The following is a 14858-nucleotide window of genomic DNA, read 5'->3' as shown; positions in this document are numbered from 1 at the left end:
GCTCCTGGCCAGCGACGCTGTCCGACAGTCTGCAGGGCCGTCGCCACGGGGTTTCCAAGGGGTCGTCCCCTTGGCTCAGCTCAGCCTCTTCAACGCCCCGATCGCGACCTCGCGGTCGGTGGTGGTCCAGAACCCCGGCATCGAGGCGCGCAGGAAGGATCCGTAGCGCGCCGTCACCAGCCGGGGGTCGAGGACCGCCACCACCCCCTTGTCGTCGGCGCGTCGGATCAGCCGGCCCGATCCCTGGGCCAGCAGGAGTGCGGCGTGTCCGGCCGAGACGGTCATGAACCCGTTGCCGCCGGCCTCCTGGACGGCCTGACTGCGGGCCTGGGTGAGGGGGTCGTCGGGACGTGGGAAGGGGATCTTGTCGATGACCACCAGCCGGCAGGTGTCCCCCGGAACGTCGACCCCCTGCCACAGCGACAGGGTGCCGAACAGACAGGTGGCCGGATCGTCGATGAACTGCCGGGTGAGCCCCGCCAGGTGCCCCTCCCCCTGGCACAGCACCGGAACCTTCGGCAGGGCGTGTCGCAGGTGCTCGGCGGCCCGCACCGCATTGCGCTGGGAGGCGAACAGGCCGAGGGTGCGTCCGCCGGCGGCCCAGACCAGTTCGGCCAGGTCGTCGAGGACCTCCTCGGCGATTCCGTCCCGTCGCGGCCGGGGCAAATCGCGACCGACGTAGAGGATCCCCTGGGAGCGGTAGTCGAAGGGTGAGCCGACATCGACCCCCCGCCAGGCCATCTCGGTGTCCAGCACCTCGGGCGTGTCGTCGACCCGTTCCCCGGGTTGCAGTCCGACGTCGCGGGCCGCCGAGGTGAACTCCCCGCCGATCTTCAGGGTCGCCGAGGTGAGGATGGTGGTGGCCCCGGACAGCACATTGGCGCGCAGCAGCCCCGCGACCTTGAGAGGTGCGACCTGTGCGGCCCGCCCGGTGTACTCCGACTCGCTGATCCACACGACATCGGCGGTGGCCAGGGCGGCGATCCGTTCGGCGACCTCGAAGACCTCGCGCATCGCACCCTGGGCCTGGGTCCGTTCGGCATCGGCCCCGGCCTCCTCCCCCTCATCGCGTCGTCCCAGCGCAGAGACGGCGGATCGGGACAGGTCGCGCAGGCTCTGGGCGGCCACGATGAGCGAGGCTCCGGGGTCGGTGACCCGGCCCGGTTCGGTGGCCTCCAGGGCCTCGTGGAGGGTGTCGGCCTGGTCGAGCAGGTCGGCGGCCAGGTTGTCGTCGAGCCAGGATGCGGCACGTTTGGCGACGGCGGTCACCAGGGTGGGGGTGAGCAGGGCCGAGGCGGCACCGGTGAACCGGTCGACCACCTCGTGGGCCTCGTCGATGATGACGACCTCGTGCTCGGGGAGCACATTGCCGTCGTTGAGGGCGTCGATGGCCAGCAGGGCGTGGTTGGTGACCACCAGATCGGCCTCCCGGGCCTTCTGACGGGCCACCTCGAAGAGACACTCCTCGGCGAACGGGCAGCGCGTGCCGAGACACTCGCGGGCCGGCACCGAGACCTGCGACCAGGCTCGTGGCGAGTGGTCGGGAGCGTCGTCGCGATCGCCCAGCAGGCCGCGGTCGGCCTGGTCCTCGGCCCACTCGCGCAGCATCACGACCTCGGCGCCCAGGCGGGAGTCGGGGTCGCCGGCGGCGGACTGGTCGGCGGTCAGCTGGCCGCCGGTGAGCAGGGCGTCCTGGTCGGGTCGCACCCCGTCACGCACCCGGTAGAGGCAGGCGTGGTTCGAGCGTCCCTTGAGCACCGCGGTCCGTGGGGTGCGCTTCAGGGTGGCGGCGGCGGCCTTCAGGGCGGCGGGAATGTCCTTGTGGGCGAGCTGGGCCTGGAGGGCGAGGGTGGCGGTGGCGACGATCACCCGGGTGTCGTGGTCGACGGCCCGTGCCAGGGCCGGTGCCAGGTAGCCCAGTGACTTGCCGGTGCCCGTCCCGGCCTGCACGAGAAGGTGGATCCCCTCGTCCATCGCTCGGTCGACCGCGTCTGCCATCTCCAGCTGGCCCGGCCTGGGACTGCCCCCGATGGCCTCGACCGCGGCGGCCAGCAGGGCGCGGTGGGCCGGCACCGGACTCACCGGGCGGCGACCGCGGCGGCGCGCACCTCGGCGGCCAGGCCGGGGTGCAGGTGGGCCACCACGTGGGTCCCCTCGCCGGTGTGCTCGACCGAGACGATGGTGCCGAGTCGGTGGATCCTGTCGACCAGATCGCCCCGCTGGTAGGGCAGAACGGCGTCGACCAGCTCCTCGGGGACCGGCAGTCCCTCCTCGATCCGGGAGACCAGCTCCTCGATCCCCTCGCCGCTGTGCGCCGAGACGAGCAGGGCCCCGGGGAAGGTGGCGCGCAGCGCCATCTCGTCGTCGCTGCTCAGCAGGTCGGCCTTGTTGAGGACCAGGAGTTCGGGCAGCTCGCCGGCACCGATCCCCGACAGGACCTGGTGGACCGCCGCAACCTGACCGGCAGGATCGGGAGCGGCGGCGTCGACGACGTGGACCAGCAGATCGGCCTGGGCGGTCTCCTCCAGAGTGGAGGCGAAGGCCTCGACCAGGTGGAGCGGAAGGTGGCGGACGAATCCAACGGTGTCGGTGAGGGTGTAGACCCGGCCGTCCTCGGCGGTGGCCCGTCTGGTGGTCGGGTCGAGAGTGGCGAAGAGGGCGTCCTCCACGAGCACCCCGGCCCGGGTGAGGCGATTGAGCAGGGACGACTTGCCGGCATTGGTGTATCCGACGATGGCGACCGAGGGGATCGCATTGCGGGTCCGGTCGGCGCGTTTCTCCTGGCGGGTGGAGTGCATCGCGCGGAGCTTTCGGCGAAGCCGGGAGATCCGGGTGTTGATGCGACGTCGATCTGTCTCGATCTTCGTCTCGCCGGGACCGCGGCCGCCGATCCCGGCCCCCGCGGCCGCCCGGCCGCCGGCCTGCCGGGACAGGCTGTGGCCCCAGCCGCGCAGCCGCTGCTTCATGTACTGGAGCTGGGCCAGCTCGACCTGGGTCTTGCCCTCGACGCTGCTGGCGTGCTGGGCGAAGATGTCGAGGATGAGGATGGTGCGATCGATGACCTTGACGCCGACCCGGTCCTCGAGGTTGCGCAACTGGGCGCCGTCCAGCTCCCCGTCGCAGATCACGGTGTCGGCACCGGTGGCGACCACCACCTCCTTGAGCTCCTCGACCTTGCCGGACCCGATGTAGGTGGCCGGATCGGGGGTGGGACGCCGTTGGATGAGGCCGTCGAGTACCTGGGAGCCCGCGGTCTCGGCGAGCAGCTTGAGCTCCTCCATCGCGTTCTGGGCGTCCTCGGCGCTGCCCTCGGTCCACACCGATGCGAGCACCACCCGCTCCAGACGCAGGGTCCGGTACTCGACCTCGGTGATGTCGGACAGGTCGGTGGACATGCCCGGCACCCGGGTCAGTGCCAGCCGCGCGTCCAGGTCGAACTGGTCGCCGTCCCAGTTCTCGTCTGTCGGGGTCTCATCTGCCGGGGTCTCAGAGGTCCGGTTCTCATCGTCCCGGGCCTCGTTGCCGGTGCTGTCCTGGTCGTCCCGGTGCTGCCCGGGCATGTTCTCAGGGGGTACGTCATCGATCGAAGTCATCAGCCACAGCTTTCCACGACTGCCTGCTGTTTTCCACGGCCGGCGCCTGCGGCATCCCGATCGCGGCCGGTCAGCCGAGGTCGGGACAGATCACCTCGCCGTGGATCTGGATCACCGCCGGACCGATCAGCCGGAACCCGTCGTCGGACTCCTCGACGACGATCCTGCCTCCCGGCACGTCGACCGTCCAGGGTCCGTGGTGTCCGGTGGCGGCCGTCATGGCCGCCGCCACGGCCACCGTTCCGGTGCCGCAGGACAGCGTCTCGCCGACACCCCTCTCATGGACCCTCATCCGGACGTGTCCCGGCTCGATCATCTCGACGAACTCGATATTGACCCCGTCGGGGAATGCCGACCGGGGCTCCCAGCTGGGCTGGGTCTGCACCGGCAGCTCGTCGAGGTCGTCGTCGGCCCCCAGCAGGACCACGGCGTGCGGGTTGCCGACGTCGACCGGTGTGGCCTGCCAGCTTCTCCCGTCCAGGGTGACGGTCACCGGCTCGTCACTGACCGCGGCACGGCCCAGGTCGGCGGTGATGGTGCCGTCGCCGTGCACCAGGACGTGCTTGACCCCGACCCGGGTGGCGATGTCCACCTCGTTGCCGGTGATGAGGCCCTCCTCGCGGAGGAACTCGGCGAAGACTCGCAGACCGTTGCCGCACATCTCGGCGATCGAACCGTCGGCATTGCGGAAGTCCATGAACCACATGTCGGGGCGGCCGTCCCACTCGGGGATGTTGCTGGCGCGGGTGGCGCGCAGCAGGCCGTCGCCGCCGACGCCGAACCTGCGGTCGCACAGCCACTTGACGTGCGCCGGGGTGAGATTGAGCATCCCCGGTCGGTCGAGCAGGATGACGAAGTCGTTCCCGGTGCCCTGGCCCTTCGAGAACTGTGTGGTCCGCATGGCCACCATGCTTACCCCGTGGGCGCCGGTCGTCAACAGCGGGGGAGCCATTTCTCGGTGCTCCCTGCCAAGGGCTCCCCCTCAGCGTGACTCCAGCCACTCCAGGACCCGGTCCACCAGATCGGGGTCAAGCGCGTCGAACCAGTGGATCCGGGGATCGCGCCGGTACCACATGAGCTGCTTGCGGGCGAACCTGCGAGTCCGCACGACGGTGTCGGTGCGCGCCCTGTCCTCGTCGATGCGACCGTCGAGGAGATCCAGCACCTGGCGGTAGCCCAGTGCCCGCGATGCCGTGCGGCCCTGTCTCAGACCGGCCTCGACTAGACCTCTGACCTCCGCGACCAGACCCTCGCTCCACATCTGGTCGACCCGCTGCTGAATCCGGGCGTCCAGGTCCTCACGGGAGAGGGTCAGGCCGATCTCCACGGTTCCCGGGTAGTGGAAGCGCCCGTCGGGAAGTGTCGCCGAGAAGGACCCGGTCAGCTCCACGACCTCCAGGGCTCTGACGATCCGCCGTCCGTTGCCCGGCAGGATGGCCGCCGCCGCTGCCGGGTCGAGACGGGCCAGCCGCCGGTGGAGCTGCTCGGCCCCGACATCGTCCAGCTCGGCCTCCAGACGCGATCTCACCGCCGGATCGGTCGGCGGGATCTCCAGCTCATCGAGAACGGCCCGGCTGTAGAGGGCCGATCCTCCGACCACCAGGGGGAGCACCCTGCGTGCGGCGCAGTCCTCGATGGCGCTGCGCGCCATCTGCTGGATGAGCGCGATGGAGGAGGTCCGGGTGACCTCGAGGACGTCGACCAGATGGTGGCGCACCCTGGCCAGCTCGGTGGGGTGCGGCTTGGCGGTGCCGATGTCCATCCCGCGATAGACCAGCATCGAGTCGGCGTTGACGATCTCGGCGGGGGTTCCGCCGGCGGCCATCCGCTCGGCCAGCGCGACGGCCAGGGCAGACTTGCCGCTCGCGGTCGGCCCGAGCACGGCGATCACCGGGGGGACCACCATGCGACCTCCTCCAGGGGCGGCCCATCGGCCGTCATCTCGAATTCTGAGAAATTCTGAGCTCGGCCCTTGCGCACCGGAGCTGTGATGAGCACACTGTACTGAACCGGACGGAGGGGTGATCCCCCGAGTGAGGAGGGCCTATGGGACTCTTTGACAAGGCCAAGGACGCCGTGATCAACCATCAGGACAAGATCAAGGACGCCGTCAACAGCCACGAGGACCAGATCGATCAGGCAGTGGACAAGATCGGTGACAAGATTGACTCAGTCACCGGCGACAAGTTCTCAGGTCAGATCGATGCAGCCCAGAAGGCAGTCAAGGACAGGACCGGAAACCTCTGAGTTTCCGTCTCCGATGACGGCCCACAGATCTTGACGAGGTGTCACTCGGCGGTTCCGCTTCGGCGGAGGCCCGCCCAGGGCACGGCAGAGGGGCGACAGCACATGGCTGTCGCCCCTCTGTCATGTCCGGACATCATTCCGGGCGCCTCACCTCACCCGAGACGCGGCACAGCAGGTCCTCACCGGGCCGACGAGCCGATGACCGGCATCCCCAGCGAGACCGTGCGCGTCTGGGGAGTCATTGCGACGACGTCCTCCCGGGACTCCTCGCGGGCCTGCCAGGCGTCTCCACCCCTGGTTCGCCGCAGATCCAGCAGGCCGCCATCGGCGATCAGGTGGTGGGGCGCCCCGTGGCTGATCCGCACCGTCCCGATGTCACCGGGGCGGGGGCGCTGCTGGCCGGGGGCCAGGCTCACATGGATGAGCCGGTTGTCCCGGGCGCGTCCGGTGACCCGGTGCGTCTCCTCGTCCTTGCGACCCTCCCCCAGGGCGAACATCACCTCGGCGGTGCTTCCCTCCAGGGTGCGGTTCTCCGCCCAGGCGATCCGGTCGACCAGGGCGACCAGCCGCTCGTAACGCTCCTGGACGACCTGCTTGGGCACCTGGTCCGCCATCTCGCCGGCCGGGGTGCCGGGCCGGATCGAGTACTGGAAGGTGTAAGCGGCCGAGAACCGGGCCTGCTCGACGACCCTCATCGTCTCGGCGAAGTCCGCCTCGGTCTCACCGGGGAAACCGACGATGATGTCGGTGGTGATCGCGGCGTGCGGGATGGCCTCGCGCACCCTCTCGAGGATGCCGAGGAACCGGGTGCTGCGGTAGGAGCGCCTCATCTGACGAAGGATCCGGTCGGATCCGGACTGCAGGGGCATGTGCAGGCTCGGCATCACGTTGGGGGTCTGAGCCATCGCCTCGATGACGTCGTCGGTGAAGGCCGCCGGGTGCGGGGAGGTGAATCGCACCCGCTCGAGGCCGTCGATCTGGCCGCAGGCGCGCAGCAGCTTCGCGAACGCCCCCCGGTCTCCGAACTGGACGCCGTAGGAGTTGACATTCTGGCCGAGCAGGGTGATCTCCTGGACCCCCTCGTCGACCAGGGCGCGGATCTCGGCGAGGATGTCTCCGGGACGCCGGTCGGTCTCCTTGCCCCTCAGCTGGGGGACGATGCAGAAGGTGCAGGTGTTGTTGCAGCCCACAGAGATCGACACCCAGGCGGAGTACGCCGACTCGCGGTGGGTCGGCAGATTGCTGGGGAAGGTCTGGAGGGCCTCCTTGATCTCGACCTGAGCGGCCTCCAGGGACCGGGAACGTTCCAACAGCGCCGGCAGTGACCCGAGGTTGTGGGTGCCGAAGACGACGTCGACCCAGGGCGCCCGGTCGACCACCACCTGCTTGTCCTTCTGGGCCATGCAACCGCCGACGGCCAGCTGCATCCCGGGATTGGCCTCCTTGACCGAGGCCATGTGGCCCAGGGTTCCGTACAACCGGTTGTCGGCGTTCTCGCGGACCGCGCAGGTGTTGAAGACGACGACGTCGGCGGGATCGAGGCTGCCGGTGCGCGGGTCGGGGACGTAGCCCGCCGACTCGAGCATCCCGGCGATGCGCTCGGAGTCGTGGACGTTCATCTGGCACCCGTAGGTGACAACCCGGTAGGTGGGGGAATCTGTCTGGGTCATGGCGTGCACACTGTACCGGTCCCTCCGGTCCTGTCCATCCGAGCATCTGTCGGCGGAGGTCACGACGGCTCTAGAGTGAGGCTCATGGACTCAATGACCGAATCCTCCCTCCAGACCGTGCTGCCGACCGGTCGCCAGTACACCCTCTCGTCCGCGGGATATCGGGCGATCATCTGCGAGCAGGGCGCGACGCTGCGCAGCCTCACCCATGACGGCGAGGACCTGCTGCTCACCTTCCCGGCCGACCAGTCCCCGCGGGGCTCCCGCGGCCAGCACCTGCTGCCCTGGCCCAACAGGATCCGCGACGGCCGGTACACCTTCGACGGCATGACCCAGCAGCTCCCGATCAACGAGGTCGCTTTCAACAACGCGATCCACGGCCTGACCCGGTGGATGGCCTGGACCCTGGAGGATCTCGCCGAGGACCGCGTCACCCTCTCGCTGACGCTGCTGGCCCAGCCCGGCTGGCCGGGGTGCGTGCGGTTGAGCCTCACCCACCGGCTCAGCGCCCAAGGACTGACCGTCGAGGTCGGGGCCCGCAATGTCGGAGAGACGGCGGTGCCCTTCGGCTATGCCGCCCACCCCTATCTCGTCGCGGGGTCCACACCTGTCGACCAGTGGCAGGTCACCGCCCCCTTCGGGACCTTCCTGGAGGTGGACGAGCGGCTGCTGCCGATCCGTCTGGGAGCGGTCGACGGCAGACCTCAGGACCTGCGCAGCGGTGACCAGTTCGGCGACCGGGTGCTCGACACCGCCTACACCGGGGCACCAGAGGGCCGGCCGTGGCGGATCGAGGTGCAGGCCGGTGACCTGACGCGGGCGATCTGGGCCGGTCCGGGAATGGCGTGGAGCCAGGTCTTCACCCCCAGGGACCGGATGTCCCTGGCCCTGGAACCGATGACCTGCGGCCCCGACGCCTTCAACCCGGGCCCCACCCATGACTCGGTGATTCGTCTGGAACCCGGAGATCAGGTCGAGTTCAGCTGGGGCATCAGCATCTGAGACCTCAGTGCCGGGGGCCGGACTGACCGGCTCCCTCAGTCCCGGGGGCCGGACTGACCGGCTCCCTCAGTCCCGGGGGCCGGACTGACCGGCCACGGCCACCGCGCGGGTCTCCCGGATCACGGTGACCCGCACCCGTCCGGGCACCATCACCCGGTCGCCGACCTCACCGGCGATCTCTCGCGCCAACGTCCGGGTGCTGGGATCGTCGACCTGCTCGGGTTCGACCATCACCCGCAGATCCCGGCCGGCCTGGACGGCGAAGGCCCGAGACACCCCGGGATGAGCGGTCGCCAGACTCTCGAGCTCCTCCAGTCGTTGCACATGGGACTCCAGGGACTCGCGCCTGGCCCCGGGGCGGGAGGCCGAGATCGCGTCGGCGGCCTGGGTGAGGACGTCGACGACCGTGGTGGCCTCGATCTCGTTGTGGTGGGCGGCGATCGCGTGGATCACCTCCGCCGACTCGCCGTGGCGCCGGGCCAGTTCCGCACCGACCGCCGCATGGGAACCCTCCACGTGCGGGGTCAGGGACTTCCCGATGTCGTGCAGCAGGGCGGCGCGCCGGCAGGTGTCGACGTCGGCACCGATCTCGGCGGCCATCAGGCCGGCCAGCCGACCGCACTCGATGCTGTGGGCCAGAACATCCTGGCCGTAGGAGGTGCGGAACCTCAGTGAGCCGAGGATCGGTCGCAGACCGGCCGCCATGTCGGTGATCGACAGTTCGTGGAGAGCCTGATCGGCCGCGTCCAGGCACATCTCCTCGATCCTGGCGAGGGCCTTGGTGTGGGCCTGCTCGATCCTGGCCGGATGGATCCTGCCATCGCTCACCAGATCGACCAGGGTGAGCCGGGCGACCTCGCGCCGCACCGGGTCGAAGCAGCTCACCAGCACGATCCCGGGGGTGTCATCGACGATGACCGTGGTCCCCGTGACCTGTTCGATGGTGCGGATGTTGCGTCCCTCACGGCCGATGATCCGGCCCTTCATGTCATTGGAGGGCAGGTCGACCGAGGAGACCACCGAGTCCGCGGTGACATCGCCGACGCAGCGTTGGATGGCTGTCGCCAGCACGGAGCGCGCCGTCAGCTCGGCCTGCTCACGGGCCCTCTCCTCGATGCCTCTGGCCAGTTCCTCGGCCTCGGCCCGGGAGTCCGCCTCGGCCTTGTCCAGCACCACCTGCCGGGCCTGTTCGGCGGTGAGTCCCGAGGCCTGGGTGAGTTCGGCACTGACCCGGTCGAGATCACGGGTGAGCGCCGCCTCCCGCAGATCCAGACTGCGGCCACGTTGCCTCTCGGACTCCTCGACCACCTTCCGGCGCCGCTGGAAGTCCTCCTCCAGGCCGTTGCGCCGCTCCTCCAGGGCCACATCCAGATCCGCGCGGCGACGCTCCATCTCCTCCTCCAGACGCTTGCGCTCCCGGACGAGATCGCGCCTGGACGCGTTGAGCAGGTTCCCGGATCGACGCCGCGACAGCAGGTCGCCGACCCCCACCACGACGAGGGCGAGTGCGAGCACGACCGAGATGATCGGCCATGCTGATATCAACACCATCTGCGATGGCAGTGCTGTCATTCCGAGGGATTCTGTCATCGAATGCCCCTCACGCTGTGTCCACAGCTGTTCACGGCCGGGACCCTGTGCCCCGGTTGTGGCAAGCCTGCCACAGTGCACCGAGCACCGACCCGTGCGGGATCAGATCTCCTCCGGCCCCTCCTGCGCGGTCTCCTCCTCGCCGAGCTCGCGCTGGGCAGCACGGATGGCCTGCCAGCAGATCTGGGAGGAGTACCCCTTCCGGGCCAGGGCAGCCAGCACACGGCGAGTCAGCCGGGTGCTCTCCACACCTCGGCCCGCGCGTATCCGGGTGACGGCCAACCGGGTGGCGGCCTCCAGTTCGTCCTCCTCGGAGACCCCGGCCGTGGACCGTGCGATGGTCTCCTCGTCGACCCCCTTGCGCCGGAGCTCTATGCTGAGCGCCCTGCGCGACAGACCGCGGGAGGCCTGGCGGGAGCGGACCCACTGGTCGGCGAAGTCGGCGTCGTCGACCAGCCCGAGCTCCTCGAACCGATCCAGCACCGCTGCGGCGACATCGGAGGGAACCTCCTTGCCGCGCAGTGCATCGGCCAGCTCGTGACGCGTCCTGGCGCGATCGTCGAGACGACGCAGCACCGCCTCCCGGGCGAACGCGTACCACTCCTCGCGGCTGCGCTCGACCGGCTTGCGCGACCGGCGGTTCAGAACATCACCTCCCCGGTCTTCGGGTCCACCTCAGCCGGAACCTCATCGTCGGCAGGCTGGTCCAGCCCCATCTCGGTGCGGATCCTCGACTCGATCTCCTTGGCGATATCGGGGTTCTCCTTGAGGAATTTGCGGACATTCTCCTTGCCCTGTCCCAGCTGCTCGGACTCCTTGTAGGTGTACCAGGAGCCGGACTTGCGAATGATGTTGAGATCCACCCCCATGTCGATGAGGCTGCCCTCACGGGAGATGCCCTGGCCGTAGAGGATGTCGAACTCAGCCTGCTTGAAGGGCGGTGCGACCTTGTTCTTGGCGACCTTCACCCGGGTGCGGTTGCCGACCATCTCGTCGCCGTCCTTGAGGGTCTGGATCCTTCGGACGTCGAGTCGCACCGATGCGTAGAACTTCAGCGCCCGACCGCCGGTGGTCGTCTCGGGGCTGCCGAACATCACGCCGATCTTCTCGCGCAGCTGGTTGATGAAGATGGCGGTGGTTCCCGCCGCATTGAGTGCGCCGGTCATCTTGCGCAGCGCCTGACTCATCAGGCGCGCCTGCAGACCGACATGGGAGTCGCCCATGTCACCCTCGATCTCGGCCTTGGGGGTCAGCGCCGCGACCGAGTCAATGACGATGAGTTCGAGGGCACCCGATCGCACCAGGGTGTCGGCGATCTCCAGGGCCTGCTCACCATTGTCGGGCTGGCTGATCAGCAGGTTGTCGGTGTCGACCCCGAGGTTCTTGGCGTACTCGGGATCCAGTGCGTGCTCGGCGTCGATGAAGGCGCACACTCCGCCCTCGGCCTGGGCGTTGGCGATCGCGTGCAGCGCGACCGTCGTCTTGCCGCTGGACTCCGGTCCGTAGATCTCCACGATCCTGCCGCGCGGCAGGCCGCCGACGCCCAGGGCGACGTCCAGGGCGACCGAGCCGGTCGGGATGGCCGGGATCTTGACCGTCTCGCGCTCCCCCAGCCGCATCACCGATCCCTTGCCGTACTGCTTGTCGATCTGGTCGATGGCGGCCTCGAGGGCCTTCTCACGATCCTTAACGGGCATGTCTGTCGTCTCCTCCATCCGTGGGCCCCTGCCGGGATCCGCTGCTCCCGACCGATCGGCCGGGGATGTCATGTTGAACTGTAGGGGCGGGCACCGACACTTCTCGGACGGGAGCGTCGAGCTGTGGACAAGATCACTCTCCCCCGCTGTCCCCGGGGCCGGCTGTGGACAACCCTCTGTGACGGACGACCCTGGGCCGGAGAGTCCTGAATCGACGGCCCGGGCCCGGCACGGCTCAGCGCATCCGGTCGGGCAGTTCCAGAAAGGCCCAGCAGGCCCGCCAGATCGCCTTGATGTCGATCCCGTCGGCCAGCGCCTCGCTCACCGTGCGCCCGCCGAGATCGGCGATCACCTGCGAACCCGCCCATGACCGGACGTAGTCCACACCCAGCTCGGCCTCCAGCCGCCGCCACAGTTCTGACTCGCGCACCCGACAAGACTATGAGCTTCGCAGAAATCGTCCAGCCGGAGGCCGACCTCCCGGGGTAAGGGAGACAGGCGCGTGCCACCAACGATCATCTATGATCAGTACGACTGAGCGAGTGCTCACCACGTGAGTGCCACTGGGGAGTCCACCACTGCGAGGGAGAATTGGGACGATGTCCTTTCTGGTTCCCGACACGACCACCTCATCGCGACGCAGCGAGCGAATGGTTGCGCTGCTGTCCATCCTTCGCGACCGCGAGGAGGTCCAGCTGCGCGAACTGGCCCAGTTGCTGGGCGCCAGCGCCGCCACCATCCGGCGCGATGTCGCCGCCCTGGCCGATCAGGGCCTGCTGGTCCGCACTCACGGCGGGGCGCGCAGCGCCGGGGTGGGTGCCGAGCTGCCGGTCAATCTGAGGGACGGGCGCCACCGTGCGGCCAAGGCCGCGATAGCCCGCGCCGTGGTGAGCGAGCTCCCGGTGGGCAAGCACGCCATCTCGCTGACCGGTGGCACCACCACCGCTGAGGTGCTGAGGGCGCTGCACCACCGTCATGACCTCACCATCGTCACCAACTCGGTGGGGATCGCCCTGGAAGCCGCCCATCAGGGTCAGCAGAGAGTGCTCATCGCCGGCGGGATCCTGCGCCCCAGCTCACTGGAGCTGGTCGGGTCGCTGGCCGAGGCCACCTTCAAACAGATCAATGTCGGCACCGCGATCATCGGCTGCGACGGGCTGTCGGTCGACGGCGGTCTGACAACCCATGACGGGGTGGAGGCCGCCACCAATCACACGATGCTCCAGCGTGCGTCGCGGATCGTGGCCGCGGTCGACGGCTCGAAGATCGGCAAGGTGACCCTGGCTCGGATGGCCGATGTCACCGACATCGATCTGGTCGTCACCGATGAGTCGGCCGATGCCGAGGAGATCGAGCGGATCCGGGCTCGCGGAGTCCAGGTCAAGATCATCCAGACACCCGAGGACTGAGTCGCCCGGCCCGACGGGATCTCGATGGACCGCGACTCCAACCGTTCACCGGTTCCCACCCAGGCCGGTTCCTGCTCAGACCGATCCTGCTCAGACCGTTCCCTGCTCGGGACGGTTCCTGCTCAGGCTGCCGCGCCGACCTGGCGCTCGGCCTTCGTCTCGGCCCTCAGCAGCTTCTCGCTGACGGTCCTCATGAGTTCAGACTGCGGAAGCTCGAGAGCGGTGCAGATGGCGAGAATCAGTTCGCTGGAGGCCTCCTTCTGGCCCCTCTCCACCTCGGACAGGTAGCCCAGCGACACCCTGGCCCCCGATGACACCTCGCGCAGCGTTCGCCCCTGGGCGAACCTCTGCTCCCGGAGCGCCTCACCCAGCATTTCTCGTAGCAGCGCAGCCTTCATGATGTCTCCTCGTTGTCGATTCGGAGGTGACAACGCGGGTTCACAGGCTTTCATTCCCGCTGTTGGCGAAAAATCTCACACTTTCCGATCGCGCGCCCGGTCTCACGGCCGCGTCCTCCCAGCCCCGAGGTCGGCTCAGGAGGTCCCGGCGACCACCCGCAGCCCGGCCTGCAGCACGGCGCTCACCGTCTGATCGCGGATCGCCCAGCGGTCTCCCGACAGGTCCAGCCGCAGGGGATCCCCCCGGTGGTCCGGACTCCGATCCGGGCAGCCAAGGCGGGCGCACACGTACACGGTCCCCACCGGTTCTCCGTCCTGGGGGTCGGGCCCCGCCACCCCGGTGCACGACAGGCCGAGATCGGCCCCGCACACCCGGGCGCAGCCCGCCGCCATCATCTCGGCGGTCCGGGCATTGATGACGCCGTGGGAGGAGATCCAGGCAGGATCGACCCCGGCCAGGGTGCCCTTGAGATCGGAGGCGTAGGTCACCAGACCTCCCCGGTAGGCGGCCGATGCGCCGGGCACACCGGTGAGAGTGGCCCCCACCAGGCCGCCGGTCAACGACTCGCAGGTCGCCACCGTCAGTCCGCGGGCCACCAGCTCACCGATGAGGCGGGAGGCCAGCGGGTCAGGACTCATCCGATCCCCCACCGGCCTGCTTCGCCAGCGAGTCGCGGCGGATCCGCGCGGCGTCGATGAGGTACATCACCCCGGTGACCAGGGTGAGTCCGAAGGCGAGGATCATCACCGCCCAGGCCACCACGTCGACCGGGGTCGGGGTGCGCCACAGGCCGATGCAGAACAGTGTGATCGCCAGCGACTGGGTGGCGGTCTTGAGCTTGCCGCCCTTGTTGGCGGCCATCACCTCGTACTTGAGCATGAACACCCGCATCACGGTGATCCCCCACTCCCGCAGCAGGATCAGCGCGGTGATCCACCAGGGCAGCTCGCCGACGATCGACAGGCCGATGAAAGCCATCCCGGTGATCGCCTTGTCGGCCACCGAGTCCCAGATCTTCCCGAAGTCGGTGATGAGGTTGTACCGGCGGGCGATCCGCCCGTCGATGAAGTCGGTGAAGATGGCGACGGCGAAGACCACCGTGGTCCAGGTGCGCCAGGTCCCGTCGTGCGGGTGTGACAGCAGCATCCAGCCGAACACCGGCACGGCGATGAGCCGTAGAACGGTGAGTGCGTTCGGGATGTTGACGTTGCTCGGACGATCGCTCATCCTCCGGCTCCTGACGAGATGACC

15 protein-coding genes are annotated in these 14858 nt (G+C 69.0%); 3 read left to right on the top strand and 12 right to left on the bottom strand.

The features are described 5' to 3' along the window. Positions 1-75: 75 nt before the first annotated feature. The 4 genes from H590_RS0106850 to miaA all read right to left on the bottom strand — a co-directional run bounded on the left by H590_RS0106850 (position 76) and on the right by miaA (position 5499). On the bottom strand, positions 76-2082 hold the full coding sequence (locus H590_RS0106850) for an ATP-dependent DNA helicase (protein WP_028702975.1): 2007 nt from the start codon (positions 2080-2082) through the stop codon (positions 76-78). Next, a complete protein-coding gene (gene hflX / locus H590_RS15405) occupies positions 2079-3560 on the bottom strand; it encodes a GTPase HflX (protein ID WP_084149335.1) in 1482 nt (493 codons plus the stop codon). The genes H590_RS0106850 and hflX overlap by 4 nt, the downstream gene beginning before the upstream one ends. A gap of 103 nt (positions 3561-3663) precedes the next feature. After that, the gene (gene dapF, locus H590_RS0106840) at positions 3664-4494 is read right to left on the bottom strand and encodes a diaminopimelate epimerase (RefSeq protein ID WP_028702974.1); all 831 of its coding nucleotides are present in this window, start codon (positions 4492-4494) and stop codon (positions 3664-3666) included. Positions 4495-4575: 81 nt separating this feature from the next. After that, positions 4576-5499, bottom strand: coding sequence for a tRNA (adenosine(37)-N6)-dimethylallyltransferase MiaA (miaA, locus tag H590_RS0106835; protein ID WP_084149334.1), 924 nt, complete (start codon positions 5497-5499; stop codon positions 4576-4578). Between the two features lie 140 nt (positions 5500-5639). On the opposite strand from miaA, the gene H590_RS0106830 reads away from it, so the two are divergent. Further along, positions 5640-5840 (top strand): antitoxin, encoded by a 201-nt coding sequence (locus H590_RS0106830; protein WP_028702972.1) that lies wholly within the window; start codon positions 5640-5642, stop codon positions 5838-5840. Between the two features lie 179 nt (positions 5841-6019). Here the strand turns inward: H590_RS0106830 and miaB are convergent, their stop codons facing one another. Continuing rightward, positions 6020-7510 carry a tRNA (N6-isopentenyl adenosine(37)-C2)-methylthiotransferase MiaB gene (gene miaB / locus H590_RS0106825; protein WP_028702971.1) on the bottom strand — a complete coding sequence of 497 codons (1491 nt, stop codon included), beginning with the start codon at positions 7508-7510 and terminating at the stop codon, positions 6020-6022. A gap of 84 nt (positions 7511-7594) precedes the next feature. On the opposite strand from miaB, the gene H590_RS0106820 reads away from it, so the two are divergent. Continuing rightward, a complete protein-coding gene (locus tag H590_RS0106820; protein WP_084149333.1) occupies positions 7595-8512 on the top strand; it encodes an aldose 1-epimerase family protein in 918 nt (305 codons plus the stop codon). A gap of 66 nt (positions 8513-8578) precedes the next feature. On the opposite strand, the gene rny is transcribed toward H590_RS0106820, so the two are convergent. The 4 genes from rny to H590_RS0106800 all read right to left on the bottom strand — a co-directional run bounded on the left by rny (position 8579) and on the right by H590_RS0106800 (position 12229). Further along, positions 8579-10084: a ribonuclease Y gene (rny, locus tag H590_RS0106815; protein ID WP_244937868.1), complete on the bottom strand. Its 1506-nt coding sequence runs from the start codon at positions 10082-10084 to the stop codon at positions 8579-8581. A gap of 120 nt (positions 10085-10204) precedes the next feature. Then, positions 10205-10747, bottom strand: a complete 543-nt coding sequence (locus H590_RS0106810) for a regulatory protein RecX (RefSeq protein WP_028702968.1) — start codon at positions 10745-10747, stop codon at positions 10205-10207. Continuing rightward, on the bottom strand, positions 10744-11799 hold the full coding sequence (gene recA / locus H590_RS0106805; protein ID WP_028702967.1) for a recombinase RecA: 1056 nt from the start codon (positions 11797-11799) through the stop codon (positions 10744-10746). Before recA ends, H590_RS0106810 begins: the two co-directional genes overlap by 4 nt. A gap of 235 nt (positions 11800-12034) precedes the next feature. Beyond that, on the bottom strand, positions 12035-12229 hold the full coding sequence (locus H590_RS0106800; protein WP_028702966.1) for a DUF3046 domain-containing protein: 195 nt from the start codon (positions 12227-12229) through the stop codon (positions 12035-12037). Positions 12230-12449: 220 nt separating this feature from the next. On the opposite strand from H590_RS0106800, the gene H590_RS0106795 reads away from it, so the two are divergent. After that, a complete protein-coding gene (locus H590_RS0106795; protein ID WP_028702965.1) occupies positions 12450-13208 on the top strand; it encodes a DeoR/GlpR family DNA-binding transcription regulator in 759 nt (252 codons plus the stop codon). A gap of 122 nt (positions 13209-13330) precedes the next feature. On the opposite strand, the gene H590_RS0106790 is transcribed toward H590_RS0106795, so the two are convergent. The 3 genes from H590_RS0106790 to pgsA form a co-directional block, all read right to left on the bottom strand. Beyond that, the gene (locus H590_RS0106790; RefSeq protein WP_028702964.1) at positions 13331-13606 is read right to left on the bottom strand and encodes a helix-turn-helix domain-containing protein; all 276 of its coding nucleotides are present in this window, start codon (positions 13604-13606) and stop codon (positions 13331-13333) included. Between the two features lie 135 nt (positions 13607-13741). Further along, positions 13742-14245, bottom strand: coding sequence for a CinA family protein (locus H590_RS0106785; RefSeq protein ID WP_028702963.1), 504 nt, complete (start codon positions 14243-14245; stop codon positions 13742-13744). Next, on the bottom strand, positions 14235-14834 hold the full coding sequence (gene pgsA, locus H590_RS0106780) for a CDP-diacylglycerol--glycerol-3-phosphate 3-phosphatidyltransferase (RefSeq protein ID WP_028702962.1): 600 nt from the start codon (positions 14832-14834) through the stop codon (positions 14235-14237). The genes H590_RS0106785 and pgsA overlap by 11 nt, the downstream gene beginning before the upstream one ends. Positions 14835-14858 lie beyond the last annotated feature (24 nt).

The organism is Acidipropionibacterium jensenii DSM 20535 (genome assembly GCF_000425285.1).
GTDB classification, from domain to species: Bacteria; Actinomycetota; Actinomycetes; order Propionibacteriales; family Propionibacteriaceae; genus Acidipropionibacterium; species Acidipropionibacterium jensenii.
This window is presented reverse-complemented; position numbering and strand designations above follow the sequence as displayed.

Excerpts from the sequence above, each read along its gene's own strand:
- rny (WP_244937868.1), bottom strand. The coding sequence starts at position 10,084 with ATGACAGCACTGCCATCGCAGATGGTGTTGATATCAGCATGGCCGATC.
- miaA (WP_084149334.1), bottom strand. The coding sequence starts at position 5,499 with ATGGTGGTCCCCCCGGTGATCGCCGTGCTCGGGCCGACCGCGAGCGGC.
- H590_RS0106790 (WP_028702964.1), bottom strand. The coding sequence starts at position 13,606 with ATGAAGGCTGCGCTGCTACGAGAAATGCTGGGTGAGGCGCTCCGGGAG.
- miaB (WP_028702971.1), bottom strand. The coding sequence starts at position 7,510 with ATGACCCAGACAGATTCCCCCACCTACCGGGTTGTCACCTACGGGTGC.
- H590_RS0106820 (WP_084149333.1), top strand. The coding sequence starts at position 7,595 with ATGGACTCAATGACCGAATCCTCCCTCCAGACCGTGCTGCCGACCGGT.
- pgsA (WP_028702962.1), bottom strand. The coding sequence starts at position 14,834 with ATGAGCGATCGTCCGAGCAACGTCAACATCCCGAACGCACTCACCGTT.
- H590_RS0106795 (WP_028702965.1), top strand. The coding sequence starts at position 12,450 with ATGGTTGCGCTGCTGTCCATCCTTCGCGACCGCGAGGAGGTCCAGCTG.
- dapF (WP_028702974.1), bottom strand. The coding sequence starts at position 4,494 with ATGCGGACCACACAGTTCTCGAAGGGCCAGGGCACCGGGAACGACTTC.
- H590_RS0106830 (WP_028702972.1), top strand. The coding sequence starts at position 5,640 with ATGGGACTCTTTGACAAGGCCAAGGACGCCGTGATCAACCATCAGGAC.
- H590_RS0106785 (WP_028702963.1), bottom strand. The coding sequence starts at position 14,245 with ATGAGTCCTGACCCGCTGGCCTCCCGCCTCATCGGTGAGCTGGTGGCC.
- recA (WP_028702967.1), bottom strand. The coding sequence starts at position 11,799 with ATGCCCGTTAAGGATCGTGAGAAGGCCCTCGAGGCCGCCATCGACCAG.
- hflX (WP_084149335.1), bottom strand. The coding sequence starts at position 3,560 with ATGCCCGGGCAGCACCGGGACGACCAGGACAGCACCGGCAACGAGGCC.